The organism is Oceaniglobus indicus, from assembly GCF_002751875.1.
In the GTDB taxonomy this organism is placed as follows: Bacteria; Pseudomonadota; Alphaproteobacteria; order Rhodobacterales; family Rhodobacteraceae; genus Oceaniglobus; species Oceaniglobus indicus.
Map to the genome: position 1 here is coordinate 56,037 of NZ_NMZM01000006.1, position 26,773 is coordinate 82,809.

At 66.6% G+C, this 26,773-nt stretch carries 29 protein-coding genes; 16 read left to right on the top strand and 13 right to left on the bottom strand.

The annotated features are described in order from the left end of the window. Positions 1-14 precede the first annotated feature (14 nt). The 10 genes from CFP68_RS10735 to CFP68_RS10780 form a co-directional block, all read right to left on the bottom strand. Entirely contained in the window at positions 15-3,131 is a 3,117-nt protein-coding gene (locus tag CFP68_RS10735; RefSeq protein ID WP_099826929.1) for an efflux RND transporter permease subunit, read from the bottom strand. A 34-nt stretch (positions 3,132-3,165) separates the two neighbouring features. Then, entirely contained in the window at positions 3,166-4,326 is a 1,161-nt protein-coding gene (locus tag CFP68_RS10740; RefSeq protein ID WP_099826930.1) for an efflux RND transporter periplasmic adaptor subunit, read from the bottom strand. 280 nt (positions 4,327-4,606) lie between these two features. After that, positions 4,607-5,518: an MBL fold metallo-hydrolase gene (locus CFP68_RS10745; protein ID WP_099826931.1), complete on the bottom strand. Its 912-nt coding sequence runs from the start codon at positions 5,516-5,518 to the stop codon at positions 4,607-4,609. A 3-nt stretch (positions 5,519-5,521) separates the two neighbouring features. Then, entirely contained in the window at positions 5,522-5,953 is a 432-nt protein-coding gene (locus CFP68_RS10750; protein WP_099826932.1) for a DUF6691 family protein, read from the bottom strand. Continuing rightward, a complete protein-coding gene (locus CFP68_RS10755) occupies positions 5,953-6,393 on the bottom strand; it encodes a YeeE/YedE family protein (RefSeq protein WP_099826933.1) in 441 nt (146 codons plus the stop codon). Before CFP68_RS10755 ends, CFP68_RS10750 begins: the two co-directional genes overlap by 1 nt. 13 nt (positions 6,394-6,406) lie before the next feature. Continuing rightward, positions 6,407-8,164 carry a SulP family inorganic anion transporter gene (locus CFP68_RS10760; protein ID WP_099826934.1) on the bottom strand — a complete coding sequence of 586 codons (1,758 nt, stop codon included), beginning with the start codon at positions 8,162-8,164 and terminating at the stop codon, positions 6,407-6,409. Positions 8,165-8,190: 26 nt separating this feature from the next. Next, positions 8,191-9,864, bottom strand: a complete 1,674-nt coding sequence (locus tag CFP68_RS10765; RefSeq protein ID WP_099827115.1) for a bifunctional protein tyrosine phosphatase family protein/NAD(P)/FAD-dependent oxidoreductase — start codon at positions 9,862-9,864, stop codon at positions 8,191-8,193. Between the two features lie 338 nt (positions 9,865-10,202). Continuing rightward, positions 10,203-10,415, bottom strand: coding sequence for a YgaP family membrane protein (locus CFP68_RS10770; protein ID WP_099826935.1), 213 nt, complete (start codon positions 10,413-10,415; stop codon positions 10,203-10,205). 117 nt (positions 10,416-10,532) lie between these two features. Next, complete coding sequence (locus tag CFP68_RS10775) at positions 10,533-11,201, bottom strand: Crp/Fnr family transcriptional regulator (RefSeq protein ID WP_099826936.1); 669 nt, start codon at positions 11,199-11,201, stop codon at positions 10,533-10,535. After that, a complete protein-coding gene (locus tag CFP68_RS10780) occupies positions 11,198-11,650 on the bottom strand; it encodes an RrF2 family transcriptional regulator (RefSeq protein WP_099826937.1) in 453 nt (150 codons plus the stop codon). Before CFP68_RS10780 ends, CFP68_RS10775 begins: the two co-directional genes overlap by 4 nt. 85 nt (positions 11,651-11,735) lie before the next feature. Here CFP68_RS10780 and CFP68_RS10785 point away from each other — a divergent pair, with 85 nt between their 5' ends. The 13 genes from CFP68_RS10785 to CFP68_RS10845 all read left to right on the top strand — a co-directional run bounded on the left by CFP68_RS10785 (position 11,736) and on the right by CFP68_RS10845 (position 21,021). Next, a complete protein-coding gene (locus CFP68_RS10785) occupies positions 11,736-12,377 on the top strand; it encodes a peroxiredoxin (protein ID WP_099826938.1) in 642 nt (213 codons plus the stop codon). A 289-nt stretch (positions 12,378-12,666) separates the two neighbouring features. Further along, positions 12,667-13,017, top strand: a complete 351-nt coding sequence (locus CFP68_RS10790) for a DUF1127 domain-containing protein (RefSeq protein WP_206601910.1) — start codon at positions 12,667-12,669, stop codon at positions 13,015-13,017. A gap of 316 nt (positions 13,018-13,333) precedes the next feature. Then, complete coding sequence (locus tag CFP68_RS10795) at positions 13,334-14,104, top strand: SDR family NAD(P)-dependent oxidoreductase (protein WP_099826940.1); 771 nt, start codon at positions 13,334-13,336, stop codon at positions 14,102-14,104. A gap of 1 nt (position 14,105) precedes the next feature. Next, entirely contained in the window at positions 14,106-15,503 is a 1,398-nt protein-coding gene (gene atpD, locus CFP68_RS10800) for a F0F1 ATP synthase subunit beta (RefSeq protein WP_099827116.1), read from the top strand. Continuing rightward, positions 15,500-15,913 carry an ATPase gene (locus CFP68_RS10805; protein WP_099826941.1) on the top strand — a complete coding sequence of 138 codons (414 nt, stop codon included), beginning with the start codon at positions 15,500-15,502 and terminating at the stop codon, positions 15,911-15,913. The genes atpD and CFP68_RS10805 overlap by 4 nt, the downstream gene beginning before the upstream one ends. After that, a complete protein-coding gene (locus tag CFP68_RS10810) occupies positions 15,910-16,191 on the top strand; it encodes an AtpZ/AtpI family protein (protein WP_099826942.1) in 282 nt (93 codons plus the stop codon). The genes CFP68_RS10805 and CFP68_RS10810 overlap by 4 nt, the downstream gene beginning before the upstream one ends. Beyond that, positions 16,188-16,475, top strand: a complete 288-nt coding sequence (locus tag CFP68_RS10815) for an ATP synthase subunit AtpR (RefSeq protein ID WP_099826943.1) — start codon at positions 16,188-16,190, stop codon at positions 16,473-16,475. The genes CFP68_RS10810 and CFP68_RS10815 overlap by 4 nt, the downstream gene beginning before the upstream one ends. Beyond that, positions 16,475-17,161 carry a F0F1 ATP synthase subunit A gene (locus CFP68_RS10820; RefSeq protein WP_099826944.1) on the top strand — a complete coding sequence of 229 codons (687 nt, stop codon included), beginning with the start codon at positions 16,475-16,477 and terminating at the stop codon, positions 17,159-17,161. Before CFP68_RS10815 ends, CFP68_RS10820 begins: the two co-directional genes overlap by 1 nt. Next, entirely contained in the window at positions 17,158-17,442 is a 285-nt protein-coding gene (locus CFP68_RS10825; protein ID WP_099826945.1) for a F0F1 ATP synthase subunit C, read from the top strand. Before CFP68_RS10820 ends, CFP68_RS10825 begins: the two co-directional genes overlap by 4 nt. 1 nt (position 17,443) lies before the next feature. After that, positions 17,444-18,202: a F0F1 ATP synthase subunit B family protein gene (locus CFP68_RS10830; RefSeq protein WP_099826946.1), complete on the top strand. Its 759-nt coding sequence runs from the start codon at positions 17,444-17,446 to the stop codon at positions 18,200-18,202. After that, positions 18,192-19,706, top strand: coding sequence for a F0F1 ATP synthase subunit alpha (locus tag CFP68_RS10835; RefSeq protein ID WP_099826947.1), 1,515 nt, complete (start codon positions 18,192-18,194; stop codon positions 19,704-19,706). Before CFP68_RS10830 ends, CFP68_RS10835 begins: the two co-directional genes overlap by 11 nt. After that, positions 19,690-20,592, top strand: a complete 903-nt coding sequence (locus CFP68_RS10840; protein WP_099826948.1) for a F0F1 ATP synthase subunit gamma — start codon at positions 19,690-19,692, stop codon at positions 20,590-20,592. Before CFP68_RS10835 ends, CFP68_RS10840 begins: the two co-directional genes overlap by 17 nt. A 12-nt stretch (positions 20,593-20,604) precedes the next feature. Next, on the top strand, positions 20,605-21,021 hold the full coding sequence (locus CFP68_RS10845; RefSeq protein WP_099826949.1) for a CBS domain-containing protein: 417 nt from the start codon (positions 20,605-20,607) through the stop codon (positions 21,019-21,021). Here the strand turns inward: CFP68_RS10845 and CFP68_RS10850 are convergent. From CFP68_RS10850 to CFP68_RS10860, 3 genes are all read right to left on the bottom strand, one after another. Next, on the bottom strand, positions 21,018-21,764 hold the full coding sequence (locus CFP68_RS10850) for a Crp/Fnr family transcriptional regulator (RefSeq protein WP_099826950.1): 747 nt from the start codon (positions 21,762-21,764) through the stop codon (positions 21,018-21,020). The genes CFP68_RS10845 and CFP68_RS10850 overlap by 4 nt on opposite strands. 286 nt (positions 21,765-22,050) lie before the next feature. Then, a complete protein-coding gene (locus CFP68_RS10855) occupies positions 22,051-22,629 on the bottom strand; it encodes a UbiX family flavin prenyltransferase (RefSeq protein ID WP_099826951.1) in 579 nt (192 codons plus the stop codon). After that, positions 22,626-24,134 (bottom strand): UbiD family decarboxylase, encoded by a 1,509-nt coding sequence (locus CFP68_RS10860; RefSeq protein WP_099827117.1) that lies wholly within the window; start codon positions 24,132-24,134, stop codon positions 22,626-22,628. The genes CFP68_RS10855 and CFP68_RS10860 overlap by 4 nt, the downstream gene beginning before the upstream one ends. Positions 24,135-24,272: 138 nt before the next feature. Here CFP68_RS10860 and ubiT point away from each other — a divergent pair, with 138 nt between their 5' ends. The 3 genes from ubiT to ubiV are packed head-to-tail and all read left to right on the top strand — an operon-like array spanning position 24,273 to position 26,702. Then, positions 24,273-24,815: a ubiquinone anaerobic biosynthesis accessory factor UbiT gene (gene ubiT, locus CFP68_RS10865; protein ID WP_241524046.1), complete on the top strand. Its 543-nt coding sequence runs from the start codon at positions 24,273-24,275 to the stop codon at positions 24,813-24,815. After that, entirely contained in the window at positions 24,815-25,792 is a 978-nt protein-coding gene (gene ubiU / locus CFP68_RS10870; protein WP_099826952.1) for a ubiquinone anaerobic biosynthesis protein UbiU, read from the top strand. Before ubiT ends, ubiU begins: the two co-directional genes overlap by 1 nt. 4 nt (positions 25,793-25,796) lie before the next feature. Beyond that, the gene (ubiV, locus tag CFP68_RS10875) at positions 25,797-26,702 is read left to right on the top strand and encodes a ubiquinone anaerobic biosynthesis protein UbiV (RefSeq protein ID WP_099826953.1); all 906 of its coding nucleotides are present in this window, start codon (positions 25,797-25,799) and stop codon (positions 26,700-26,702) included. Positions 26,703-26,773: the final 71 nt, after the last annotated feature.

Sequence of the window (26,773 nt, forward strand, 5' to 3'; positions counted from 1 at the left end):
GCCTTGCCGGGGTGTCAGGTGCCCAGCGCCTCGGCCTCGCGCATTTCTTTGGCGAGGCGACGCTCTTCCTCGGCCTTGGGGGTCGTGAAACGCGCCAGCAGAAGGAAGGCCACGGGCGTCAGATACAATGTTGAAACCGTGGCCAGCCCCAGACCCCCGACGATGATCCAGCCCAGCGCCTCGCGCGCTTCGGCCCCCGCCCCGGCGGACAGGATCAGCGGCACGCCGCCCAGCACGGTCGACACCATCGTCATCATCACCGGGCGCAGACGGATGGTCGAGGCGTCGAAGATCGAATCGTGCAGCGACCGGCCCTGGTCGCGCAACTGGTTGGCGAATTCGACGATCAGGATGCCGTTCTTGGCCATGATCCCCACCAGCATCACCAACCCGATCTGGCTATAGACGTTCAGGCTCTGCCCCGACAGGATCAGCGCGAAGATCGCGCAGGCCAGGCCCAGGGGCACCGTCGACATCACCACGATGGCCGAGATGAAGCTTTCGAATTGTGCCGACAGCACGAGGAACACGATCAGGATCGCGAAGCCGAACGTGATGAACAGGCCCCCCGTGGTCTGATCCAGCGTCGCCGCTTCGGCCAGGGGCACGATGCGGTTCTGCTCCGCCAGAACCTCGGCACCGATCTGTTGCACAAGTTCCAGGGCATCGCCCAGCGCCAGTTCCGGGGTCAGCCCCGCCGTGATCTCGACCGCGCGGTTCTGCCCCTCGCGGGTCAGTTCCGGCGCCACCGCGCGTTCCTCGAGCGTGACGAAACTGGACATCGGCACCATCTGGCCATCGCCGGTCTGGATAAAGATACTTTCCAGATCGCCGGGGTCGTTGACCGGATCGCGGGTCGACAGCATTTCGATATCATAGCTTGTGTCGTCGATGAAAACCGACCCGACGGGCGCCCCGTCGAGAACCGCGCGCAGCGCCTGACCCAAGCCGGTGATGTCGATGCCAAGGTCGGCGGCGCGGGTCCGGTCGATTTCGATGAAAAGCTGCGGCTGCGTCGTCTCATAGCCCAGGTCGATCTGGCCAAGGTCGGGATTGTCGCGCATCCGTTCGACCATCCGTGCCGACACCTCGGCAAGCTGGTCATAATTGTCGCCCGTGATCGCGAACCGCAGGCCCTGACCGGCCCCGCGGATGCCCAGCGAATTGGGCTGGATCGCAAAGGCGCGCACGCCGACGATGTTGCGCAACTTGGCATTGATCTCGCCGACGATCTCCTGCTGGCTGCGCGCGCGGTCCTCCCATCGGGCCAGGCTCATCACCATGAAGCCGCCGTTGCCGCTGAATCCGCTGATCGCAAAGACATTCGTGACCTCGCCACTGTCCCGCAGCGGATCGATGATCGCCTCGATCTCGCGCATCTTCTCGTTGGTGTAATTGACGGACACCCCCGTGGGCACCGACACCCGCAACAGTGCCACGGCCCGGTCTTCGGGCGGGGTCAGTTCGGCGCGGATGCCACCGGCGACGAAATACGCCGTCAGCCCGAACAGCACCGCCACCAGCACGACGACCAGCGGCGCGGCAAGTGCCGCCTTCAGCGTCGCGCCGTAAAACCCCGCCAGCCGATCGCCCAGCCAGGCCACCGGTCCGCGTTTGCCGCCCGACGTCATGTCGCCGGTCAACAGGCGGCTGGCCAGCACCGGACACAGCGTCAGCGCCACCAGCGACGACAGCAGCACCGCCATCGCCAGGGTAAAGCCGAATTCGCGGAACAACCCGCCCGCCTGGCCGGGCAGGAACGACAGCGGCACGAACACCGCGGCAAGGGTGGCGGTGGTGGTGACGACGGCAAAGAACACCTGACGCGTGCCCAGAACGGCGGCGGCCCGCGGTCCCATGCCTTCGGATCGGCGGCGCACGATGTTTTCCAGCACGACGATCGCATCGTCCACGACCATGCCCGTGGCCAGCACCAGCGCCAAAAGCGTCAGGATGTTGACCGAGAAGCCGACGATATAGACCGCCGCCAGCGTGCCGATCAAAGACACCGGCAGGGTCAGCGCGGGGATCAGGGTCGCCCGCCAATCGCGCAGGAAGATGAAGATGATCACCACGACGATGCCCGTCGCCAGGCCCAGTGTCTTCAGCACCTCGGAGATCGCGCCGTTGATGAACACCGCATCGTCCGAGGTGACGAAGATGTTCACGTCGTCGGGCAACGTCCGGTCCAGTTCCGCCACAACCTCGCGCACGGCGCGCGAAATCTCGAGCGTGTTGCTGGTGGCTTGCCGGATCACGCCCATGCCGATCCCGGTCTGTCCGTTGGCCCGCAGCACGGTTTCGTTCTGTGCCGGGCCAAGGGTGACCGAGGCGACATCGCGGATGAAGACGTTCCTTGCCAGTTCCAGATCGCCAAAGGCTTCGGGTGTCACGACGGTGGCGGTGGTGCGCACGTTGATCGACTGTCGGCTGCCCGACAGATCTCCGGCGGGCGCATCGAAGGCCACATCGGCCAGTGCACGGCGCATGTCGGCAAGGGTCAGGCCCCGGCTGGCCAGGGCCGCCATGTCGATATCGACGCGAAAGATCGGCGCGCGGTCGCCATAAACCTGAAGATCGGCCACCCCCGCCACCGAGATCAGCCGGTCCTCGATCCGCTCCTGGACGATGTCGGTCAGCGCCTGGGGGGATCGCGTGTCCGACGTCACCGCGAGGCGGATCACCGGCTGGGCGTTGGCATCCGCCTTGACGATGCGTGGTTCATCCGCGCCATCGGGCAGGCTGTTGACGATGCGCGCAACCGCGTCGCGCGCATCGGTGGCCGCCACGTCAAGATCGACGTCGTCGCCGAATTCCAGGGTGACGCGGCTGCTGCCGAACTGCGACCGTGATGAAATGCTGCGGATGCCGGACACGCGGCCCAGCGCGCCCTCGATCCGGCCGGTCAATTCCTGGTCCACGGTCTGGGGCGACGCGCCGTCGAAATCGGTCCGCACCGAAATCACCGGCCGGTCGACGTCGGGCAGTTCGCGCACCTCGACGCCCAGCAATCCGGCAATCCCCGCAAGGACGATCAGCGCGCTCAGCACGAAGGCCAGGATCGGCCGCCGCACGAACAGGGCCGTTCCGCCCAGCGCGACCTTGTCGCTATCCTTGACGGTATCGTTCATGGCCGGCCCTTGCGGCTGGGTTCATGCGCCGGTCTCACAGCCGGGGCGCCGCATCGACGGATGCGCGGGCGGCGTCCGAAGGCAGAACCTCGACCTCGGCGCCGTTGCGCAGGGTTTGCAGGCCCTCGGTGATTACCGGCTCGCCTTCGCCCAGTTCGCCTTCGACCAGAAGCCGGTCGGCGTTGCGCTGTCGGATCACCACAGGCACGCGCGCGGCCTTGCCGTCGCGGACGGCCCAGACATAGGATCCTTCATTCGACCACTGCAACGCCAGCGGATCGACCACCGGATATTGTTCGCCCTCGAACCGCAGCGTCACCGTAAACGCCATGCCCGAGCGCAGATCGTCATTGTCGTTGTCCACCACGCCCTGCACGCGCAGGGTCCGGCTGGCCAGATCGACCACGTTATCGATGGCGCGGACCTGGCCGGTCAGGGTGCGGTCGGGTTGCGCCAGCGGCGTCAGATGGATCGATTGGCCGACGTCGATCTGGCGGATCACCCGTTCGGGCACGCGAAAGTCGACCAGCATCTCGGATCGATCGGTGATCAGGCCGATCGCCGTCTGCGCGGCGATCCGCGCGCCCTGTTCGACCGACAGCAGCCCCATCCGCCCGCCAATGGGGGCGCGGACCGTCCGCTGTTCCAGCTTGTATTGCGCCTCGCGGGCGGCCAGTTCGGCCGTCTGCACCGCCAGTTGCGCCGCCTGGAATGTGACCGCCGCCGAGGCGCCGGATTTCTGCAACCTGGTCTGACGCTCCAGATCGGCCTGCGCATCCTCGAGCATGACGCGGGCCGTTTCCACCGCGATGCGTTCGGCGACATCGTCCAGCTCGACAAGGATCGCGCCGGCCTCGACGGTGCCGCCGTCCTCGATGGCGACGCGCGTCACCAGGCCCGCCGCCTCGGTGCGCACCGTCACCGACCGGACCGCCCGCGCATCGCCGATCGCGCTGACCGAATCGTTCAGCACACCCAGTGTCACAGGCACGGCAACGACGCGCGCCGCGCCGCCCGGCCCCCGCCGCCCCGACGCGCCGCCTTCGGCCGGTGGTTCGCCCGGCGCAATTCCCAACAGTTCGGTGACGCCGACACGGTCAAGAACGTCGCGGGCGGCCGGAACATAGGCAATCCAGACCGCAACGGCGCCGGCAAGGACGACCAGTCCGATCAGGAACTGCTTGAAAATGGACATCCACACTCTCCATGCCCGGCTTGGTGGTCCCGCCGTTGCACACATAATTAACGCCACGGCCCCAAAGGTCGAGCGGCACCCGTATAACACGGTATCACAACGCCGTGGCAGCCCCGCCGACAAAGGCCGCCAGGATGCGGGGCCGGGTGTGGAGAATGACAAACGGCACGACGCCAGCCGGGCCCCTTGGCACTGGCTGACGTCACGGCCGTTTGCGACAGCGCGATACAGTGGCCATCGGCGGTTGCCGGTCCGGCGCGGGCGCCGGCCGGCAGGCCGATCAGAAGCGATCCACCGGCATTTTCAGATAGGACCGGCCGTCATCCTCGGGCTTGGGCAGGCGCCCGCCGCGCAGGTTGATCTGCAACGCCGCCAGCATCCGGTCGGGCAGCGACAGCGTGGCGTCGCGCTCTGTGCGCACCTTGATATAGTCGGCCTTGGTGGTGCCGTCCTTGACGTGCTTGTTGTGCGCCTTGTGTTCGTCGACGCTTGCCTCCCACGCCGGTTCGTCGCGGGTGTCGGTGCCGTAATCGTGGCCGACGAACAGGCGGGTGTCGCCCGGCAGGCGCAGGATCTCCTGGATCGAGTTCCACAGATCCTCGGCCGATCCACCGGGAAAATCACACCGGCTGGTGCCGGCGTCGGGCATCATCAGGGTGTCGTGGACAAAGGCGGCATCGCCGCAGACATAGGTGATCGAGCCCAGCGTGTGACCCGGTGACAGCATCACGCGCACGTCCAGATCCCCGATGCGGAAGCTGTCGCCATCGTTGAACAGCTGCGCGAAATCGGCGTCGGGATCGAAGGCCCCCGGCGTGTTGTAGATCTCGCGCCACAGGGTCGCGATGTCCGTCACCTTGGCGCCGATCGCGTTCTCGACCTTCAGGCGCGCCTTCAGGTGGTCGGATGCCATCAGGTGGTCGGCATGGGGGTGCGTGTCCAGCACCCACTGGATTTTCAGCCCGTTCTCTTCCGCCAGCGCCACGACCTGGTCCATGCTGCGGCTGTCGGTGGCAAAGCTCTTGGGATCGAAGTTCCAGACGACGTCGATCAGGGCCGCCGATTTCGTTTTCGGGCAGGCACAGATATACTGGATCGAACCGGTGTCGGGTTCGTAGATGCCCCAGACGTCGGGGCTGTCCGGCCCGCGCGAGGCGGAATGGCGGACGACGGGTTCGTTCAACTTGCTCATGGTTCAGGTGCTCCTTGTCTGGAAGGTCGAGGATTTCAGGGCCCGTCCGATCACGATGCCGATCAGCATCGCCGGAACAAAGACCAGGGTACCGGTGGCCGCCATCGGCACGGCCGTCCAGGCGGGGCCGGGGCAGAAGCCGCCGATGCCCCAGCCGATGCCGAACAGCGCAGCACCCGACAAAAGCTTGCCGTCGATGTGGCTGGCCGAGGGGATGTCGAATGACGGCATCAGCGCCGGGCGATCCTGGCGCCATGCCAGGCGATAGCCGACAAAGGCGGTCAGCGACGCGCCGCCCATGACGAAGGCCAGGCTGGGATCCCATGCGCCGAAGATATCCAGGAAGTTCAGAACCTTGGCGGGATTGGCCATGCCCGACAGGATCAGCCCGATGCCGAAGACGAGGCCGGAGAGAAAACCGAAAAGCGGACGCATCAGATGGACCCTCCGATCATATGGCGCAGCACGAAAACGGTCGCGGCGGCGAAGACGATGAAGGTGACGACCGCGGCCAGCGACCGGCCCGACAGACGCGCCAGGCCACAGACGCCGTGCCCCGACGTGCAGCCCGACCCCAGCGCGGTGCCGATGCCCACAAGCAGGCCGGCGATGCCCATGCCGGGCAGATTATCGCTGACGGTCTGGGCCGGAAAGGCCCCCGTCGCGATCAGCCACATAATGGGCGCGGCCAGCAATCCGGCGATGAAGGCGATGCGCCAGGCGCGATCGCCCTGCGCGACGGCGCCGGCGGTGATGCCGGCGATCCCGGCGATCCGCCCGAACAGCGCCATCACCATCACGGCGGACACGCCGATCAGGATCCCGCCCCCCAGCGATGCCCAGGGCGTGAAATCGGTTGGTGTTGCAGGCAACATTCGATGTCTCCTTTCAGGTGGTTCGCGCGGCGTTGGCGGTCGTCTCGCGGTCCGCGCGCGCGGATGTGGTGGTCGCGGTGATGGCGCCGTGCTGCGACAGGAACACCTCGCCGCTCAGATGGGTCAGGAAATCCGACCGCTTCAGGCGGTCCATGACCGGACCCTTGACCTCGGACAGGTGCAGCTTGGTTCCCATCTCGCACAGCCGCGCGTTGATCGCCTCGAGCGATTCCAGCGCGCTCATGTCGATCTCGTTCACGGCGGAACATTGCAGGATCACGTGGCGCACCGCATCGTCGCGGGCCACGCGATCAAGGATGTGATCCTCGAGAAAGCGGGCGTTGGCGAAATACAGGCTTTCGTCCACCCGCAGGGTGACGACGCTGGGATGCGTTTCGACCGTATGGCGATGGATGTTGCGGAAATGCTCGGTGCCCGGCACGCGGCCGACCTCGGCGATATGGGGGCGCGACGTCTTGAACAGATACAGCAGGACCGAGATGATCACACCGCTCGACACGCCCATTTCCACCCCGAAGGCCAGCGTGACCAGGATCGTGATGGCGACCGCGGCGAAATCGGCCCGGGAATACCCCCAACTGCGGCGCAGGATGCCGAAATCGACCAGCCCCAGAACGGCAACGATGATCGTGGCCGCGAGCGTGGCCTTGGGCAGGAAATAGATCAGCGGCGTCAGCGACACCGCCGCCAGTGCCAGGCCCAGGGCGGTGAAGGCGCCCGCAGCGGGCGTGCGGGCGCCCGCGTCGAAGTTCACGACCGACCGCGAAAAGCCGCCGGTGACCGGGAAACCGCCGGTGAATGCCGCGCCGAGGTTGGCGGCGCCGAGGCCGATCAGTTCCTGGTTCGGGCTGACCCGTTCGCGCTTCTTGGCGGCAAGGGTCTGGGCGACAGAAATCGATTCGACGAAGCCGATCACCGAAATCAGCAGCGCCGGGATGAAAAGCTGGCCGATCAGCGACGGCGACAGGTCGGGCATCGTCAGGGGCGGCAGGCTCTGCGGCACGTCACCGACGATGGCAACGCCGCGGTCCATCAGACCGAACCCCCAGACGGCCAGCGTCGTTGCGACCACCGCCACCACCGGCCCCGCCTTGGTGGCAACATCGGCCAGCCGCGCCCCGACCCCCATGCGCCGCAGCATCGGTTTCATGCCGCGCCTGACCCAGAACAGGAATGCCGTGGCAGACCCGCCCAGCGCCAGCGTGATGAGATTGATCTGCGACAGGTTGGCGGCAAGGCTTTCGACAAGCGCGATCAGGTTGTCACCGCCCCCGTCGATCCCCAGGATATGGCGCAGTTGCCCCACCGCGATGATGATCCCCGACGCGGTGATGAACCCCGATATGACCGGATGGGACAGGAAGTTGGCCAGAAACCCCAGCTTGAACAGCCCCATCGCCAGCAGGATCGCGCCCGAAAGCGCCGCCAGCGTCAGCGCGGCGGCGGCGTAACCCATCGTGCCCGTCTCTGCCACCTGCCCCAACGCGGCGGCGGTCATCAGCGAGACCACCGCCACCGGCCCCACGGCCAGGGCCCGGCTGGTGCCGAACACGGCATAAAGCAGGATCGGCACGATCGAGGCATACAACCCCGCCTCGGGCGGCATGCCCGCCAGCAATGCATAGGCCAGGGATTGCGGAATCAGCATGATCGTCACGATCACGGCCGCGATCATGTCTTCCGAAAACCTGCTCCGGTCGTACCGGCGACCCCAGTCGAGGATCGGGAAATATTGGGCGATACGGGACATTCAGTCAGAACTTCGGTTGGGACGGATCAATTCGGATCGGTGCGTTCGGGAACCGCCAGCCATTCGCGACCGCGCAGCATCCCCTTCCAATAGATCGGCGGAAGCATCCGTTCCTTCAGGAACCACGCGGCGCGCGACGGTTTGGTGCCGTCGATGAACGCCTTCGGAAAACTGGGCAGCAGCTTTCCGCCATAGCCGAATTCGGCCAGCACGATCTTGCCCCGCTCGACGGTCAGCGGACACGAGCCATAGCCGTTGTATTGCGCCACGGCCGATTTCCCGTCGATGTCGGCGATCACGTTCTCGGCCACCGTCGGCGCCTGCATGCGTGCCGCGGCCGCGGTCTTCGCGTTTGGCGCGTTCATCACGTCGCCCAACGACCAGACGTTGTCGAACGCCTTGTGGCGCAGCGTCGCCTGATCGACGTCGATCCAGCCGGCTTCGTCCGCCAGGGGCGAAACCCGGATGAAATCGGGCGCGCTCTGGGGCGGGCAGACGTGCAGCATGTCGAATTCGGTTTCGATTCGACGCACGTCCTTGTCAGGTTCCTTCACGTCGAAAACCGCCGTTCTGGTCGCGCCGTCGACGGACACCAGATTGTGGAAGAAATTCAGATGGGCGTCGTATTTTTCGACATATTCCATCAGGGCCGGCACATATTCCTTGACCCCGAACAACACCCCGCCGGCGTTGTTGAAATCGACCTCGATATCCTTCAGCACGCCGCGCTTCAGCCAGGCATCGCACGACAGATACATGGCCTTCTGCGGCGCCCCGGCACATTTGATCGGCATCGGCGGTTGGGTGAAGATCGCGCGACCGCGCTGCATCTGCTGAACCAGGGTCCAGGTATAGGGCGCAAGATCGTAACGATAATTCGACGTGACACCGTTCTTGCCCAGCGTTTCGATCAGGCCGTCGACCTTGCCCCAGTCCAGCTTCAGCCCCGGACAGACGATCAGCCGCTGGTATTTCACCACGCGGCAGCCGTCGAGGATCACGGCGTTTTCCTTCGGCTCGAACGCCGCGACGGCGCCCCGCAGCCAGCGCACGCCCTTGGGGATCAGGCTGGCCATCGTCTTGGCCGTCTGGTGCGGCTCGAAGATACCGCCGCCGACCATTGTCCAGCCGGGTTGATAGTAATGCACATCTGCCGGCTCGATCAGCGCGATATCCAGATCCGGGCGGCGCGATTTCAGGCTGGCCGCCACCGCGATTCCGCCCGCACCACCGCCGACAATCACCACGTCATGCTGTTCGTCGAAGGAATCGGTGGGGGTCTTGCCGCCATTGGTGATGCGCCGCACCACGCCGCTCATGTCATAGCCGGCGGCCTGGGTCGCGGCGAGGATATCCGCCACCGGCCGGTTTCCGGCCGCATTCAGCGACCACAGCGTGGCCGACCGCGTGCCGGTGCGGCAATACGCCAGCGTCGGGCCCGGCATCTCGTCCAGGGCATCGCCGAAGGCCGTGGCATCCGCATCGCTGACCATGCCGCCCTCGATGGGGATATACCGCGCCTCGAGTCCATGCTGCCCGGCGACGGCTGCGATCTCGGTGAAACTGGGCTGATCGGCGCCTTCGCCGTCCGGCCGGTTGCAGATGATCGAGCGGAAGCCCCGCGCTTTCAGTTCGGCCACATCGTCCGGCGTGATCTGTGGCGAAACCGAAAGCCGCGTCGAGATCTTCTTGGCATCCATGGTCATTGCGTGTTCTTCCCGGGTTATATCACAATTTGTTCAACGGCAGCTTGAGCATCGGGGTCCCCCGGGCGTCAACCGCAACCTCGTCTGCACGCATGGCACCCGATGCGCCGAATTGCTCCGTTTCGCCGTCCCCGGTCGCGCAGGACGTGCGCGGTGGAAACGCACAAAGGCGGCGCGGCTCTTGCCGCCGCCGACAGGGATGTCGCGAACCTTCTGCCCGCGCACGGTCACCCAAGACGGCACGGCGCGGCCGTCAGGCATTCATCGCGACCCGGATCCTTCGCGGTCGGGCCTTGGCGCCGTGCCGGTCGCGCAGGTCATCGCCGGGCCGTTCAGCGGCGGCAGGTGTTCACGCCCAGCAGGCGATAGGCCGGGCAGAACCCGGTCACGGCCGTGACGAGAAGGACCACACCGACAATCAGCGCGCCCCAGTACATCACAGGGTTCGCAAACAGCGCGATCGATGTTGCAAGCGGCAGCAGGATCAGGATCAGACCGAGAACCGCACGCACGATGCGATCGAGTTTACCTTCGTTGGCAGACATGATGTTTCTCCTTTGTCTGCCCCAGACTAGAGCGGCGCGATGGCCCTGTCGGTGACTTTGTCACCAACGGACACGGCCATCGGCCCCCCGACTGTGCGGGCGCAATGCCGTACCCGGTCAGCTGCGCTCCTGCGCCAGACGGCCAAGCGCCGGCAGATCCGCCAGCGTGACCGCGCCGCGCGCCAGCGTCACCCAACCGCGACGTTGGAATTCCTGCAACTGGCGCGAGACGACTTCGCGGGCGGTTCCCAGTTCGACCGACAGTTGCTGATGGGTGACGGCGACCGAGACGGCACCGCCCGCCAGTTCCAGCAACCGCTGGGCCAGCCGCACGTCGATGCGTTGGAAGGCGACTTCGTCGATCATCAGGAACAGGTCCGTGATCCGCTTGGAAAACGCCCGGAACACGAAGGTACGGAACAGCGGCGATGTCGCTACCAGATCATCGAAGACGGATCGCGGGATCGCCGCGGCACGCACGGCGGTTTCGGCGATCCCCTCGGCCGAGTAATCCTCGTGCGCCAGCAACGATGCGGTCGTCAGGACACAGCTTTCGCCCGCATGGATGCGATACAGAACGATCTCGCGCCCCGAATCCGAGGTCTGCTGCACCCGCACCGTGCCGCTGAGCAGAAACAGCATGTTCTCGGGCGATTTGCCCGGCCCGAAGATGACGCCGCCGCGCGGAATATCCACCACCGCGCTGCGCGCAATCAGGGTCGCGCGGATCGGATCATCCAGTCGTGACAGGCCGGGAAACTGATCCACCCATACCGGTATCGTCATCGCGGCGCCCGTGCTTCCGCGGCGGCGATCCGGTCCAGCAGGTCGGATCGGTTCGACGCGATATCGGCAATCGTCACATCGTCCAGCACATCCATGAACGCGCGGGCCGCCTTCTGGAACGCGCGTGACAAGCGGCAGATCCCGATCAGCGGGCACGTGTTGCTGGCGGGGTTGAAACACTCGACCACGTCCAGGTTGCCTTCGGTCAGGCGGACGATATCGCCAACCCGGATTTCATCGGCCGGGCGCGCCAGGCGGAACCCGCCGCCCCGCCCGCGTTGCGTGACAAGGTATCCGCCCTTCCCCAGTTCATGCACCGCCTTGACGATGTTCGGCTTCTTCATGTCGTGGATGCGCACGACCTCGTCGATGCGAACCAGATCGGGGGCCCGCAATGCCGCAAGCTGCAACGTGCGAAGCGTATAGTTCGTATAGGCGGTCAGCTTCATCGGAACCCTAAACGTATAACTCGTATATTGCTTTATCCGCAGTGTATGTTACGAAGCCTGCCGACGAAAGCAAAAGGAGTATCACATGAGTGTGCGCATCGGCGACATCGCCCCGGATTTCGAAACGGATACCACCGCGGGTCCGATCCGTTTTCATGAATGGGCCGACGGTAAATGGGTCTTCTTCTTCAGCCATCCGGCCGATTTCACCCCCGTCTGCACCACCGAAATGGGCCGCACCGCGCAACTGGGCGACGATTTCGCCCGGCGCGGCGTCAAGCCCCTGGGCCTGAGCACCGACAAGGTCGACGAACACCTCAAGTGGATCGACGACATCAACGAGACGCAATCGACGACGCTGACCTTTCCGATCGTGGCCGACCCCGATCTGAAGATCTCGAAACTCTACGAGATGATCCACCCCGAGGAGAGCACAACCGAAGCCGTGCGCTCGGTCTTCATCATCGACCCCGAGATGAAGATTCGCCTGACGATGACCTATCCGATGAACGTCGGTCGGAACTTCGACGAAATCCTGCGGGTCATCGATGCTCTTCAGACGGCAGATCGCAACCGCATCGCCACCCCCGCCGACTGGCGCCCCGGCGGCGAGGTGATCATCCCGCCCTCGATCAACGACGAAACCGCCAAGGGCCTGTTCCCCCAAGGCTGGAACACGATCAAGCCGTATCTGAGAACCACCCGGGTCGACAGCAAGACCGACTGACAAAAGGCACCCCGGCTCATCCTGCGCAAGCCGGGGCACCTGACCCTTCGCGCGCATCACCGCCCGTCGGCGCATTCGCGCCGACCTCCGGCGCCGACATTGAAAGGCGCGCGGCGGATAACCATATAATAATCATGATCAAATTCCGCCTTCACACAAGGTTCCTGCATTACGCGGGAAATCTGCTGAACCGCCGGTGACCCCGGGCGGGGTGGTGCCATGCGGCCCATCCGTCGCCTCGGGGTTTTTCCTGATCGTTGCCCGATCATTCACCCGACCAACCTGTCCGATGGCCCGACGCACTGCGGAGATCCCGCACTGTCGAAAAGCCGCGACAGGTCCGGTCATGGCACCAGCATCGCAGATCCCGGAGATCAAATTGCACACCAATACCAACACCCGCACTTCCACCCACGGTTCACCCGCCGCCCAGGGCCGTTTCAACCAGTGGCTGACCACCTCGTTTCGCCGCTGGCAGAAGCACCGCACGACAGCCGCATTGCAACAGCTCGATGATCGGATGCTTGCCGATATCGGGTTGCAGCGCGAAGACATCCCGTCGATGGCAACCCTGCTGACCGGACGCGAGCGCGGCGCAACACCGCGACCGCAAGACGGCACGATGCGCCTGGCCGCCTGACCGTCGCACGCCAACACGCCCAACCGCGCGACAGATCCCGGGTGCCGTGACGCGCCCCATCCCCCGCCCACGAAGCGCCCGCGATGTCGCTGTCGCAAGCGCATGGGCTGATGGTTTCACCCACGACGACCGGCGCATTTCGCACCCGATCACTGCACTTCGTTGACCGGGGTTAATGCGCCGGCGGAACGGCCCGGCAACAGTCGGACAAGAACGTGGCGACGGCGGCACCACACCGCGCGGTCGTGCCGGGCGGCGTGTTTTCTTGCGGGCATGGCCGGTTCCCGGATTGCAAACCAGTCAGAAGGAAAACCCCATGAAACGACTCGACGGAAAAATCGCGCTGATCACGGGTGGTGCCGCGGGCATCGGGCTCGACACCGCGCGGCTGTTTCTTGACGAAGGCGCGCGGGTCGCGCTGGTCGATCTGAACGATGACGATCTGGCGAAGGCCGCGGGGGAACTGGGCGGTGGCGACGACGTGCTGTGCATCGCCGCCGATGTGTCCTCGGCCGACGATACCGCCCGCTATGTCCGCGAAACGCTGGACTGGGGCGGGCGGATCGACGTGTTCTTCAACAACGCCGGGATCGAAGGCAAGGTCGCGCCGCTGATCAACCAGAAGATCGACGATTTCGACAAGGTGATGGCCGTCAACGTGCGCGGTGCATTCCTGGGCCTGCAACACGTCCTGCCCGGCATGATCGACCGCAAAAGCGGCAGCATCATCAACATGTCGTCCATCGCCGGCCTTCAAGGCAGCCCGAACGTCGCGCCCTATATCACGTCCAAGCACGCCATCGTCGGGCTGACCCGCGCCGCCGCGATCGAGGCGGCACCGGCCAACGTGCGCGTCAACTCGGTGCATCCGTCGCCGATCAACACGCGGATGATGCGTTCGCTGGAAGAAGGGTTCAGCCCCGGCAAGGGCGAGGAAGCACAGGCGAGCCTGGCCGCGTCGATCCCGCTGGCGCGTTACGGCGAGGTGCGCGACGTGGCGAACCTGGTGCTGTTCCTGGCTTCGGACGAATCGGCCTTCATCACCGGCGGGCAGTATCCCGTCGATGGCGGGCTGGCGGCCGGCTGACATGGCAGCCACCCCCGACACCCAGGCGGCAACCGGCCGGATCGTCGCGGTGCGTGGCGGGATTGTCGATGCGCTGTTCCCTGCCACAACCGACGAAAGCGGCCCGCAGATCGACGATCTGCTCTACGCCGGCGACATCGCGTTGCAGGTGATGTCGTTCGTCGATGGCGGGGCGGCGCGGTGTATCGCGCTGCACCCGGTGCAGGGCCTCGGCCTTGGCACCCCGGTGCGCGCCACTGGCGGCCCGGTGAAGGTGCCGGTGGGCGAGGCCGTGCTGGGCCGGATGCTGAACGTCTTCGGCGATCCCATCGACGACCAGCCACCCCCCGACGCAGCCGACCGCCGCTCGATCCACCGCACGCCGCCGCCCCTGTCCGACCGGGTTCTGCGGGCCGAGGTTCTGGAGACGGGGATCAAGGCCATCGACCTGCTGGCCCCCATCGAACGCGGCGGCAAGACCGGGCTGTTCGGCGGCGCGGGCGTGGGCAAGACCGTGCTGCTGAGCGAATTGATCCACAACACCGTGGAACACCACCACGGCGTCAGCCTGTTCTGCGGCATCGGCGAACGTTCGCGCGAGGCCGAGGAATTGTGGCGCGAGATGGGCGAAGCCGGCGTGCGCGACCGGATGGTGATGCTGTTCGGCCAGATGAACGAAAGCCCCGGCGTGCGGTTCCTTGTCGGAAAATCGGCGCTGACCATGGCCGAATGGTTCCGCGACGACCGCAAGCAGGACGTGCTGCTGCTGATCGACAACGTGTTCCGCTATGTCCAGGCGGGATCCGAGGTGTCGGGCCTGATGGGGCGGATGCCGTCGCGGGTGGGGTATCAGCCGACGCTGGCGACCGAACTGGCCACGTTGCAGGAACGCATCGCGTCCACCCGGTCCGGGGCGATCACATCGATCCAAGCGGTCTATGTCCCGGCCGACGATTTTACCGACCCGGCGGCGGCGCACATCTTTTCTCACCTGTCGGCGTCGGTGGTCCTGTCGCGCAAGCGCGCGTCCGAAGGGTTGTATCCGGCGGTGGATCCACTGGCCTCGTCGTCGGTGATGCTGACGCCGAACGTCGTCGGTCAGCGGCATTACGACATCGCCCGCGCCGTGCGCCGCACCCTGGCCGAATACGACGACCTGCGCGACATCATCGCCATGCTGGGCATCGAGGAGCTTTCGGCCCACGACCGCGCCGTGGTCGCCCGCGCGCGCCGGCTTGAACGGTTCCTGACGCAACCCTTCGCCACCGTCAGCCTGTCCACCGGCGAAGGCGGCAAGATGGTGCCGCTGTCCGCAACCCTGGACGGGTGCGCGGCGATCCTGGCCCAGACCAGTTTCGAGCGCCCCGAGAGCGATTATTACATGATCGGCGCCCTGCCCGAGACCGAGGTGGCGGCATGAGCATGGCATCGCAAATGCACGTCACCATCCGCCTGCCCGGTGCCCTGCTGTTCGACGGCGCCGCCCGGAAACTGAACGCCGAAGGCGCCGACGGGGCGTTCGGCATCCTGCCCAACCACGTCGATCTGGTCACCGCACTGGTGCCGTCGGTCCTGTTGCTGGGCGAACCGGACGGGACCGAACGGGTCTTCGGCATCGACGAGGGACTGCTGGTCAAGAAGGGACACGCCATCGACATCGCCGTGCGCCGGGGTGTCGAAAGCGCCGACCTTGCGTCGTTGCATGAAACGGTCGGTGCGTTCTTCGCCACGCTTGAGGACGACGAACGGGTGGCCCGTTCGGCCCTGTCGCGGCTGGAAGCCGACATGGTGCGCCGGTTTGCCGGCCTGCGGGCGGAGCCGCGGCCATGACGGGCGACCGCGACAGACAGGACCGCATCGGGCGCGATGCGGCACGCAAGCAGGCGGCGCGCGACAACCCCGGCCCCAGCCCCCTGCGCGGCATCGGCGTGTTCGGGATGATCGGCTGGGCCGTCGCGGTGCCGACGGTGGCGGGGGCCTTCCTGGGCCTCTGGCTGAACCGCGTGGCGCCGCAGACTTTTTCGTGGACCATCGCGCTGATCCTTGGGGGTGCCGTGATCGGCGCGTTCCTCGCATGGCGCTGGATCGACAGGGAGAAAGACAAATGACCGACATCGACTGGACCCTGTTCGCCACCGGCGTGGCGTTCGGCGGCGTTGCCGCGGCGTTGTTCTTTGCCGGGCTGGGATGGGGGATGCGGCTGGCGCTGCGCGCGGCGCGGCCCATGGCCGTGCTGTTGCCCAGCGCGGCCCTGCGCATCGCGCTGTTGCTGGCGGCCGGCTGGTGGGTCGCCACCCTGGGCGCGGTTGCGGCGCTGGGATTCGCGCTGGCCTTTGTCGCCACGCGCACGATCCTGGTCGCGGTCCTGCGCCCGGCGAAAGGACGTGCGTGATGGAACTCAGCCCCGATGAAAGCATCGTCTTCCACATCGCCGGTTTCGGCGTGAACGCCACCATCGTGTTCACCTGGGCGGTCATGGCGATCCTGACGATCGCGTCGATCCTGATCACCCGCAGTCTGAAGCCCGAGGTGCCGCCGGACCGCTGGCGCACCGTGCTGGAAACCATCGTGCTGACGATCCAGGGCCAGATCGACGAAATCAGCGCCCGCCCCGACCGCCGCCTGCTGCATTTCGCGGGCACGCTGTTCCTGTTCATCGTCACATCGAACCTGCTGATGATCGTCCCCGGCTGGCGGTCGCCCACCGCGTCGCTTTCGACCACCGCCGCCCTTGCGCTGGCCGTGCTGGTCGCCGTTCCGCTGTTCGGGATCGGCGCGCGTGGCCTCGGCGGTTACCTGCACAGCTACCTCGAGCCGAACGTGATCATGCTGCCGTTCAATATCATCGGCGAGGCGTCGCGCGGCATCTCGCTGGCGATCCGGCTTTACGGCAACGTCATGAGCGGGGCGGTGATCGCGGCGATCCTGCTGGGCGTCGCACCGTTCTTCTTTCCCGTGGTGATGGACATGCTGGGCCTGCTGACCGGCGTCATCCAAGCCTACATCTTCGCCATCCTCGCCACCGTCTATATCTCATCGGCCACGGCCGTTCCCGACCCCGCACAGGAGCCATCATGACCGACCTCGCCATCATCGCCGCCATTTCCATCTTCACCGCCGGACTGACCGTGTCGTTCGGCGCGCTTGGCCCCGCACTGGGCGAAGGGCGCGCCGCTGCCCAGGCGCTGTCGTCCATCGCCCAGCAGCCCGACGCGGCCTCGACCCTGTCGCGCACCCTGTTCGTCAGCCTTGCGATGATCGAATCCACCGCGATCTATTGTTTCGTTGTCGCCATGATCCTGTTGTTCGCCAACCCGTTCTGGAACGCGGCGCTGGAAGCGGCGGCACAGGGCAGCTGACATGTCCATCGACTGGATCACCGTCGCCGCGCAACTGGTCAACTTTCTGGTGTTGGTCTGGCTGTTGAAGCGGTTTCTCTACGGGCCGATCCTGGCGGGGATCGACGCCCGCGAAGCTGCCATCGCCGCCCGCATGGGCGAAGCCGCCCGGATCCGCGAGGCGGCGAAGGCGGCCGAGTCCGAACACCGCGCCGAAGCCGCCCGCCTGAAAGAGGGCCGCGAGGGCGCGCTGGCGCAGGTGCGCCGCGAGGCCGAGGCCGAGCGCGATGCCCTGCTGGCCGAAGCACGTGACCGGATCGCCCGCGAACAGGCCACCCGCGCGGCCGAGCGCGAGAACGAGGCGCGTCGCTATGCGCAGGATCTGCACCACAAGGGCGCCACGGCGTTGATCGCGCTGCTGCGCAAGGCGCTGGACGATCTTGCCGGCGAAACGCTGGAGGAACGGATCGTCGCGCGCGCCCTGTCGCGCCTGCCGCGGATGACGGGCGATCTGCGCGATGCGGCGGGCGACAGCCGCGATGCGGTGGTGACGACGCAGCGTGCGTTGTCCGACGACCTGCGGTCGCGCATCGGCGATGCGGTCGCCGGGGCGCTGCCCGGCACCCAGGTCCGCTTCACGACCGACGAAACGCTTTCGCCGGGCCTGTCGCTGCGTCTTGGCGGCGCGCAACTGGGCTGGACCGTCGACGGCTATGTCGACGGGTTGCAGGACATGCTGGACGACGCAAGCACGCGCAGGGGGCACTCCGATGCCGCATGACACCACGGATGATCTGCTTCAGGCGCTGCTCGACGCGCCCGCGCCTGAACCGCACCTGCACGAGATCGGGACGGTCACGGAAATCGGTGACGGCATCGCCATTGTCACCGGCCTTGCCCGCGCCCTGCTGGACGAGGTGCTGGAATTCGGCGGTGGCCTCGTCGGTATCGTCTTCGACCTTGAGGCCGACCGCTTGGGCGTGGTCCTGCTGGGCCCCTCGGGCGCGGTGGTGCCCGGATCGGACGTGCGGCGCACCGGCCGTGTCGTCAGCGTGCCGGTGGGCGCGGCCATGCTGGGCCGGGTTGTCGATGCGCTGGGACGGCCCCGTGACGGCGGCGATCCCCCCGCGACGGACCGCTTGCGCCCCATCGAAACCGACGCGCCCGGCATCCTGGATCGCGCGCCCGTGACTCGACCCCTGGCCACCGGGCTGAAGGCCGTGGACGCCGCGGTGCCGGTGGGCATGGGCCAGCGCGAACTGATCGTCGGCGACCGGCAGACCGGCAAGACCTCGATCGCGGTCGATGCCATCCTGAACCAGCGCGGCACCGGTGTTCTGTGCATCTATTGCGCCATCGGCCAGCGCGGCGATGCCGTCGCCAAGGTGATCGGCGCGCTGCACGACGGTGGCGCCATGGATCACACCATCGTCGTGACCGCCGGCGACGAAGAGGCCCCCGGCCTGTCGTGGGTCGCGCCCTATGCCGCCATGACCATGGCCGAGGCGCTGGCCGCCACGGGGCGCGATGTTCTGATCGTGTTCGACGACCTGACCCACCATGCCCATTCCTATCGCGAGCTGTCGCTGCTGCTGCGCCGACCGCCGGGTCGCGAGGCGTTTCCCGGCGACATCTTCTATGTCCACGCCCGCCTGCTGGAACGTGCCGGCCAGTTCGCGCCGCGCATCGGCGGCGGGTCGATCACCGCGCTGCCGGTGGTCGAAACCCAGGCCGAGAACCTGTCGGCCTATATCCCCACCAACCTGATCTCGATCACCGACGGACAGATCTACCTGTCGCCGCGCCTGGTGCGGCGCAACCAGTTTCCCGCCGTCGATCTGGGCGTGTCGGTCAGCCGGGTGGGCGGCAAGGCCCAGGCCCCTGCCCTGCGCGACGTGGCGGGCAACCTGCGCGTGACCCTGTCGCAGTTCGAAGAGCTGGAAGAATTCGCCCGCTTCGGCACACGGCTGGACGACGCGACCCAACGAAACCTGACGCGCGGCGCGGCGGTGCGCGGTGCGCTGCGCCAGCCCGAGCGTGACCCGATGCCGGCCGATGAACAGCTTGCCATCCTCATCGCGGCGATCGAGGGCCTGTTCGACGCCATGGACGAGGCCACGACCGCAACGGGCGCGGCCGCCGTGCGCGCCGCCGTCCGTCACGACAACGGCGAGACGGCGGCGCTGATCGGCTCGGGCCGGCGCATGACACCCGATGACCGCGCGCGGATCGCCGGTCTGGCCCGCGACGCGCTGAGCGAGGTCGGCCATGGCCCAGACGCTTGAACGCCTGACGCGCCAGACCGACACGATGCAAAGCATCCGCGGGATCGTGCGCACGATGAAGACGATGTCGGCGATCAACGCCGCGCCCTACGAACAGGCGGCCCGCGCCATCGAGGCGTGGCACCATACCGTGCTTGACGGGCTGCATGCCTTCATCACGGTGAACGGCGCACTCAGCCAGGCATCGGCGAACAAGGGCCGCGGGATCCTTGTCGTGATGGGGTCCGATCACGGGCTGTGCGGCAACTATAACGAAATCGTGGCGGTTGAGGCGCGCAGGCACGCCGCCGCCGACACCCGCATCCTGTGCGTCGGCGCCCAGATGCGCGATGCGCTTGGCGGCGAGGGCATGACGCCCGAGGCAACCCTTCTGCCCCCCGCCAATGCGGACGGGCTGAACCGACTGGCGGGCGAGTTGGTGACCCGCCTGGAAGCGATGCGCGCAGCCGACACCGGCGGAGACCCCGCCATCGCGCTGGTCTTTACCCAGCGCGCAGATCACGGACAGCAGCGCGCGGTCTGTCGACCGCTGTTGCCGCTGGATGCCGCCCTGCTGGAGGATCTTGCCGCGCGCCGGTGGCAATCGCGCAGCCTGCCAAGTGCGCCGATGCCCGCGCCCGAACTGCTGGCCGTGCTGATCCGCAACCTGATCCATGCCACGATCTATCGCGCGTCGGCCGAGGCGCTGCTGACCGAGAATGCCGCCCGCCTGGCGCGGATGCAGCAGGCCGAGCAATCGGTGGACGACCGGCTTGACGATCTTCAGGCGGAAACCCGCACCGTGCGCCAGGACGAGATCACGACCGAACTTCTGGACGTGATCGTGGGCTTCGAGGCGCTGAAGGATCGTGACCGAAAACGGAAACGAAAACAGCCAAGTGTATAGGGGAACAAATCCATGCGGGTGCGACAGGTGATGCGCGCGCGGGTATCGGTTGCCACACCGGCAACGTCGATCCATGCCGTGGCCGCGCTGTTGAAGGACCGGGACATCGGCATGGTGCCGGTGATGGACAACGGACGCCCCGTCGGTGTCGTCACCGACCGCGATCTGACGATCCGGCTGTTGACCGAAACCGGTTGGTCGGCCGATGGCCCGGTCAGCCGCATCATGACCCCCCACGTGCACAGCTGCGGCCCCGATGTCGATGTTGTCGAAGCGGCGCGGCTGATGGGCGAATACCAGGTCAGGCGGCTGGTGGTCTGCGATTCCGACGGAACGCTTGTCGGCATCGTGTCGCTTGGCGATATCGCGCGCGACGCAAGCGAGGAACTGGCCGGTCAGGCCCTGGGCGAGATCGTCGAATACCGCTAGGAGGCCACCGGCGGACAGGGCGCGCGCATCAGGATCTCGTCGCGCAGGATCGCCATGTCGACCCCGGCAAGATCCGCCAGCGCACCGGTATCGCTCAGCCGGATGGATCGGCGGTCGGGATAGGCGATCACGCCGGCCCGTTCGAAACGCCGCAGGGTCCGGCAGACATGCACGTTGGTCAACCCGGTGAATTCGCCCAGCTTCTGCTGGGTGATGGGGAAATCGAACGTCGTGCCGGCGGTCCGTCCGACGTATTCAAGCCGGACGAACAATTCCAGCAGGGCATAGGCAAGGCGGTTGGCGGCATTGCCATGGCCAAGACGCAACAGCAACTCGGACGTGCGCGACTGGGTCGTCAGGATCGCCGCGGCCATGATTTCACGCAGACGCGCCAGGGCGGGCGACGGCCCGTTCGCCGTGGCCGGATGGATCAGGATGTATTCGACGTCATCCAGCGCCTCGACCGTGCAGGCCGCGACGGGCACGATCTGCGTGCCGATCAGGGCAAAATCCTCGGGCAGCATGATGTCGATGATCTGCGTATCGCCATGGGGCAGGCTTTTCGACAGGCCGATCCACCCTTCGAGCAGCAGCATCGAATGATCGGCGAAATCGCCCTCGTGACTCAGGATCGTGCCTCGCGGATCCCTCTGCACACGCATTCCGGGACAGCCCAGCAGAAGCGAGCGGAACTCGGATCGTCGAATGTCGGGCATCGTGGCGGTGGCGGTTCGAAATGTCATCGCAAAAGGCCTTTTGGTCAAATGGACAAGCCGAGCGGTGCCCGCGGCCGCTTTGGTGCACTGCGCCGCACGCGCGGGCGCAACCGTTCGCCGCGTGGCCCCATCGCGGCGGGGCGCGTCGCGGTCGATCCCCGAGCCTCAACCACCCGGACAGGGCCACATTACCCCCGGCGGAAGCGTCACGCCTTGAGCAAGATCAAATCTGTCGCCCCGTGGCCGAAAACAGCCGGGTGCGCCAACATAGGCCATTGGCACGACAACAGCCACCGGCCGGGACACGCCGTGCTTACGGCACCGGCGGATCGGTCCATTGACTTGCCACCGGCGGCGCGACCCCAAGGACGTCGATCGCCCGGGCGGCGATCTGATCGACGATCTCGGCCAGGCTCTGCGGGTTCAGATAGAAGGCCGGAACCGGTGGCAACAGGATCGCGCCCATTTCGGTGGCGGCCGTCATGTTGCGCAGATGCGCAAGGGTCAGAGGCGCCTCGCGCGTCAGCAGGACCAGGCGGCGGCGTTCCTTCAGTTGCACGCTGGCGGCGCGGGTCAACAGGTTGTCGTCCAGCCCATGGGCGATCGCCGCAAGAGAGCGCATGGAACACGGCGCCACGATCATGCCCGCCACCGGAACCGACCCCGAGGCGATGCTTGCGCCGATATCGGCGATGCCATGGAGGCGCGTCGCGTAGCCGCGCAATTCGTCCTGCGCGGTGGCGCCACATTCCGTGCGCAACGTGCGTTCTGCCGCCGCGCTGATCACAAGGTCGATCTGGACGCCCAGCGCGGCCAGTTGGCGCGCGCAGGACAGGCCCAGCCCGGCGCCAGACGCGCCCGCGATCCCCAGGATGACCCGCGGCGCCGTCATGGTTGCCGCCCGGGCATGACGCGCGACAGCAGGTCGGCGGCGAATGCGGCATCCGCCGGCGCGGTCTGCATCACCTCGCCCCATTCGCGCGAGGTTTCGCTGTCGATCTTGACGGTTGCGTCGATCCCCATCTTTCCGGCCAGCCCGGCCTGGGGCGAGGCAAAGTCCAGGTAATCCATCGGTGTGTTCTCCAGCATCATGACGTCGCGCGACGGGTCCATCCGCGTGGCCAGCGCCCAGGCGATATCGTCCCAGTTCGACGGGTCCAGGTCGGCATCCACCACGATGATCATCTTGGTATAGCTGAACTGCGGCAGCATCCCCCACAGCCCCATCATCACGCGCCGGGCCTGACCGGGATAGCGTTTGTCGATGCTGATCACCGCAATCCGATATGAGCAGGCGGCAGGCGGCAGCCACAGATCGCGGATTTCGGGGATCTGGGCGCGGATCGTCGGAAGCGCCAGCCGGTTGAAGACCTCGCCAATGATCGCAGGCTCGTCCGGCGGGCGCCCGGTGTAGGTGGACAGGTAAAGGGGCTTGCGCCGGTGCGTGATCGCGGTGACCTGCATCACCGGGAAACGCTCGGCCCGGTTGTAATAGCCGGTGTGATCGCCGAACGGCCCCTCGGGCGCCAGTTCGGTGGGCGACACCATGCCCTCCAGCACGATTTCGGCATCGGCCGGCACCATCAGGTCGACGGTTTTTGCAGGCACCAGCCGGGGGCGGGCGTTGTTCAGCGCGCCCGCAAAGCTCAGCTCGGACACGGTTTCTGGCAACGGCAGCGCGGCCGACAGCAAGGTTGCGGGGTCGCAACCCAGCACGATGGCAACAGGCATGGCGTTGCCGTGCCGCGCCCAACCGCGGTGGTGGGCGGCACCGCCGCGGTGCGGCAACCAGCGCAGGATGATCTTGTCGCGTGCGATGACCTGGGCGCGATAGACACCTGCGTTATAGCGGTTGATCTCGGCCCGCCCCGATCCGTGCGGCCGGGTCACCACCACCGGCCAGGTGATCAGCGGGCCGGCGTCGCCCGGCCAATGTGTCTGCACCGGCAGCGCACCCAGATCGATCTGCGTGCCCGCTGAAACCTGTTCGTGCACCGGCGCGGCCGACACGATCCGGGGCCGCGTGGCCAATGCCGCCTTCAGCATCGGCCAGCGCGACAGCGCATCGCGCAGCCCGTCGGGCGGCGCCGGTGCGCGCAATGCCGCAAGGAACGTGCCGAGATCGTCCAGACCGTCACAGGCGATGCCAAGGCCCGCCGCAACCCGGCCCGGCGTGCCGAACAGATTGGTGATGACGGGAATATCCGCAACCTTGCCGCAATCCAGCACCGGACGGTCGAACCGCAGGACCGGGCCGCCACGCTCAAGCACGGCGCGATGCACGGCCGTCATCCGGTGCCGGGTCGGGACAGGCTCGGAAATGCCCGCAAGCTGGTCGGTCCGGCCGCACCAATCAAGAAAACTGCGCAGGCTGGGAAACGAAGGTAAAACGCGCACGGGCAATCCTGTCAGGCAAACTGGTCTGCACGTATCAGCAATGAATCCGGCTGAAATTGACGATCGTCAATTTCATTTGCCAAACCGGGGCCTAAGACGGTGGCAATCGTTCGGACGACCGCTGAAGGAACCTGCCAAGTGTCACCGCTTCCCGGGCAAATCCCGCTGTTTCCCGCGGCATTGGCGATCCCGCTTCGCATGCTGCCGCTGGCGCCGATGTCGCTTGCGTTGACCGCGTTTTCGCGCAGCATCGCCCGCCGGCATCCGGGGCTGTTTCGCAGGCTGGGCGACTATGACCGGACGCGGTTCGTGCTGGACCCGACAGACCTGCCGTTCGTCATCCACCTTGAACCGGGGGGCGGCACACCGCGCGTCAGCCTGGCGCGCGGGGGCGGCGACGGCGCGGCGCGGATCGCCGGGCCACTGGCGGCGCTGTTGGGGCTGGTGCATGGCGCGTTTGACGGCGATGCGCTGTTCTTCTCGCGCGATCTGGTGATCGAGGGCGACACCTCGGCCGCGCTGGCGCTGCGCAACGCGATCGATGACAGCGAACTGGACCTGTCGCAGGAGATGACGTTTTTCTGCGGCCCGATGAAGGGCCCGCTGCAACGGCTTTTCGCACAGATCGAAAAACACAGCGGAGTCAGCCTGACCCGCGCCGAAGAGAATGGGGCATGGTAATGGAAATCGTCTGTCCGGCCGGCACGCCGGCATCCCTGCGCGCCGCCGTGACCGCCGGGGCGCATACGATCTATTGCGGGTTTGCCGACGAAACGAACGCGCGCAACTTTCCCGGCCTGAACTTTCAGCGCGACGAGATGCGCGCCGGCATCGCCTTTGCCCATGACCATGGCGCCAAGGTCCTGGTGGCCATCAACACGTTCCCGCGCGCCGGTGACGAGGCGCTCTGGCACCGTGCCGTGGCCGATGCCGAAAGCTGCGGCGCCGATGCGGCCATCCTGGCCGATCTTGGCCTGCTGGATCATGCCGCGCGCCACCATCCGGGTCTGCGTCGGCACCTGTCGGTCCAGGCGGCGGCGTCGAATGCGGATGCGCTCAACTTCTATGCCGATACCTTCGGCGTCAAACGGGTGGTCCTGCCGCGGGTGCTGTCGGTGCCCGAGATCGCGGCGATCAACGCCGAAACCGAGGTCGAGACCGAGGTTTTCGTCTATGGCGGCCTGTGCGTCATGGCCGAGGGGCGGTGTTCGCTGTCGTCCTATGCCACGGGACGTTCGCCCAACATGAACGGCGTCTGTTCCCCCGCAAGCCACGTGGAATACCACGACCAGGGCGGCGTTCTGGATGCAAAGCTGGGCGGTTACATCATCCACCGCGTCGGTAAGGACGAACCGGCGCCCTATCCCACTTTGTGCAAGGGCTGTTTCAGCGCCGGCGAGAAAACCACCCACCTGTTCGAGGATCCCGTCAGCCTGAACGCCGAACAGCTGATCCCGCAGTTGCAGAAGGCCGGGGTGACCGCGCTCAAGATCGAGGGGCGGCAGCGGTCGCGCTCCTATGTGGCCCAAGTCGTGCGTAATTTCCGGGCCGCGGTGGATGCGCTCGAGGCGGGGCGGCCGATGCCCGAAGGGATGCTGGCCCGTTTGTCCGAAGGCCAGGCGATGACCACCGGCGCCTACAAGAAAACATGGAGATGACGACATGGATCTGACAGTCGGGCCCGTTCAGTTCTTCTGGTCGGCAGAGCGCTGGAGCGCCTTTTACGACGACCTGGCCCAGGCGCCGGTCGACCGGCTGGTGTTGGGCGAACTCGTCTGCTCCAAGCGCCTGCCGTTCTTCCAGGACCGCATCCCCGACGCGATCGCAACGCTGACCGACGCCGGCAAGGAGGTCGCCTTGACCAGTCTTGCCCTGGTCACGCTCAAGCGCGAGCGAAAGGCGACCGGCGCGCTGGCCGAGATGGGCATCCCGATCGAGGTCAATGACCTGACCGCACTGGCCCATCTTCCCGAAGGCATGCCCTTCTGGGTGGGGCCGCTGGTCAACGTCTATAACGAGGGCACGATTTCGTGGCTGGCGGGGCGGGGTGCGACGCGCATCTGCCTGCCACCGGAACTGCCGCTCGACTCCGTGGCACGGCTGGCGCGCACGGGGGCCGATCTGGGCGTGGCCATCGAGGTCTGGGGCCACGGCCGCCTGCCGCTGGCGATTTCGGGGCGATGCTATCATGCGCGGATGCACGGGCGCACCAAGGACAACTGTCAATTCGCCTGCGAAGACGATCCCGACGGGCTGGACGTGAAAACGCTGGACGGTCAGCCGTTTCTGGCGATGAACGGGGTGCAGACCCTGTCCGACACCCATGCCTGCGCCGCCTATCAGGCGGACGCGCTGGCCGATGCCGGTGTCAGCGCCCTGCGCCTGTCGCCGCAATCGAGCGGCTTCGACGCCCTGTGCCGCCTTTACCGGCAGCTGCTGGATGGCCATCTGAGTGGCGATCAACTGGTCGAGGCGATCGGCAGGGACGAAACCGGCGCGCGGCTGTCCGACGGGTTCCTGACAGGGGCGCGCGGCGTGGATTGGTCGGGCAAGGCGATGTCGGGCTGAGCGCGACGGCCGCGGTCGCCCCTGTCACCCGCCGCACAGGGGCCGACGGCGGCGGCGTCATCCCACCCGTG

Excerpts from the sequence above, each read along its gene's own strand:
- CFP68_RS10735 (WP_099826929.1), bottom strand. The coding sequence starts at position 3,131 with ATGAACGATACCGTCAAGGATAGCGACAAGGTCGCGCTGGGCGGAACG.
- CFP68_RS10740 (WP_099826930.1), bottom strand. The coding sequence starts at position 4,326 with ATGTCCATTTTCAAGCAGTTCCTGATCGGACTGGTCGTCCTTGCCGGC.
- CFP68_RS10745 (WP_099826931.1), bottom strand. The coding sequence starts at position 5,518 with ATGAGCAAGTTGAACGAACCCGTCGTCCGCCATTCCGCCTCGCGCGGG.
- CFP68_RS10750 (WP_099826932.1), bottom strand. The coding sequence starts at position 5,953 with ATGCGTCCGCTTTTCGGTTTTCTCTCCGGCCTCGTCTTCGGCATCGGG.
- CFP68_RS10755 (WP_099826933.1), bottom strand. The coding sequence starts at position 6,393 with ATGTTGCCTGCAACACCAACCGATTTCACGCCCTGGGCATCGCTGGGG.
- CFP68_RS10760 (WP_099826934.1), bottom strand. The coding sequence starts at position 8,164 with ATGTCCCGTATCGCCCAATATTTCCCGATCCTCGACTGGGGTCGCCGG.
- CFP68_RS10765 (WP_099827115.1), bottom strand. The coding sequence starts at position 9,864 with ATGGATGCCAAGAAGATCTCGACGCGGCTTTCGGTTTCGCCACAGATC.
- CFP68_RS10770 (WP_099826935.1), bottom strand. The coding sequence starts at position 10,415 with ATGTCTGCCAACGAAGGTAAACTCGATCGCATCGTGCGTGCGGTTCTC.
- CFP68_RS10775 (WP_099826936.1), bottom strand. The coding sequence starts at position 11,201 with ATGACGATACCGGTATGGGTGGATCAGTTTCCCGGCCTGTCACGACTG.
- CFP68_RS10780 (WP_099826937.1), bottom strand. The coding sequence starts at position 11,650 with ATGAAGCTGACCGCCTATACGAACTATACGCTTCGCACGTTGCAGCTT.
- CFP68_RS10785 (WP_099826938.1), top strand. The coding sequence starts at position 11,736 with ATGAGTGTGCGCATCGGCGACATCGCCCCGGATTTCGAAACGGATACC.
- CFP68_RS10790 (WP_206601910.1), top strand. The coding sequence starts at position 12,667 with ATGGCCCGACGCACTGCGGAGATCCCGCACTGTCGAAAAGCCGCGACA.
- CFP68_RS10795 (WP_099826940.1), top strand. The coding sequence starts at position 13,334 with ATGAAACGACTCGACGGAAAAATCGCGCTGATCACGGGTGGTGCCGCG.
- atpD (WP_099827116.1), top strand. The coding sequence starts at position 14,106 with ATGGCAGCCACCCCCGACACCCAGGCGGCAACCGGCCGGATCGTCGCG.
- CFP68_RS10805 (WP_099826941.1), top strand. The coding sequence starts at position 15,500 with ATGAGCATGGCATCGCAAATGCACGTCACCATCCGCCTGCCCGGTGCC.
- CFP68_RS10810 (WP_099826942.1), top strand. The coding sequence starts at position 15,910 with ATGACGGGCGACCGCGACAGACAGGACCGCATCGGGCGCGATGCGGCA.
- CFP68_RS10815 (WP_099826943.1), top strand. The coding sequence starts at position 16,188 with ATGACCGACATCGACTGGACCCTGTTCGCCACCGGCGTGGCGTTCGGC.
- CFP68_RS10820 (WP_099826944.1), top strand. The coding sequence starts at position 16,475 with ATGGAACTCAGCCCCGATGAAAGCATCGTCTTCCACATCGCCGGTTTC.
- CFP68_RS10825 (WP_099826945.1), top strand. The coding sequence starts at position 17,158 with ATGACCGACCTCGCCATCATCGCCGCCATTTCCATCTTCACCGCCGGA.
- CFP68_RS10830 (WP_099826946.1), top strand. The coding sequence starts at position 17,444 with ATGTCCATCGACTGGATCACCGTCGCCGCGCAACTGGTCAACTTTCTG.
- CFP68_RS10835 (WP_099826947.1), top strand. The coding sequence starts at position 18,192 with ATGCCGCATGACACCACGGATGATCTGCTTCAGGCGCTGCTCGACGCG.
- CFP68_RS10840 (WP_099826948.1), top strand. The coding sequence starts at position 19,690 with ATGGCCCAGACGCTTGAACGCCTGACGCGCCAGACCGACACGATGCAA.
- CFP68_RS10845 (WP_099826949.1), top strand. The coding sequence starts at position 20,605 with ATGCGGGTGCGACAGGTGATGCGCGCGCGGGTATCGGTTGCCACACCG.
- CFP68_RS10850 (WP_099826950.1), bottom strand. The coding sequence starts at position 21,764 with ATGACATTTCGAACCGCCACCGCCACGATGCCCGACATTCGACGATCC.
- CFP68_RS10855 (WP_099826951.1), bottom strand. The coding sequence starts at position 22,629 with ATGACGGCGCCGCGGGTCATCCTGGGGATCGCGGGCGCGTCTGGCGCC.
- ubiU (WP_099826952.1), top strand. The coding sequence starts at position 24,815 with ATGGAAATCGTCTGTCCGGCCGGCACGCCGGCATCCCTGCGCGCCGCC.
- ubiV (WP_099826953.1), top strand. The coding sequence starts at position 25,797 with ATGGATCTGACAGTCGGGCCCGTTCAGTTCTTCTGGTCGGCAGAGCGC.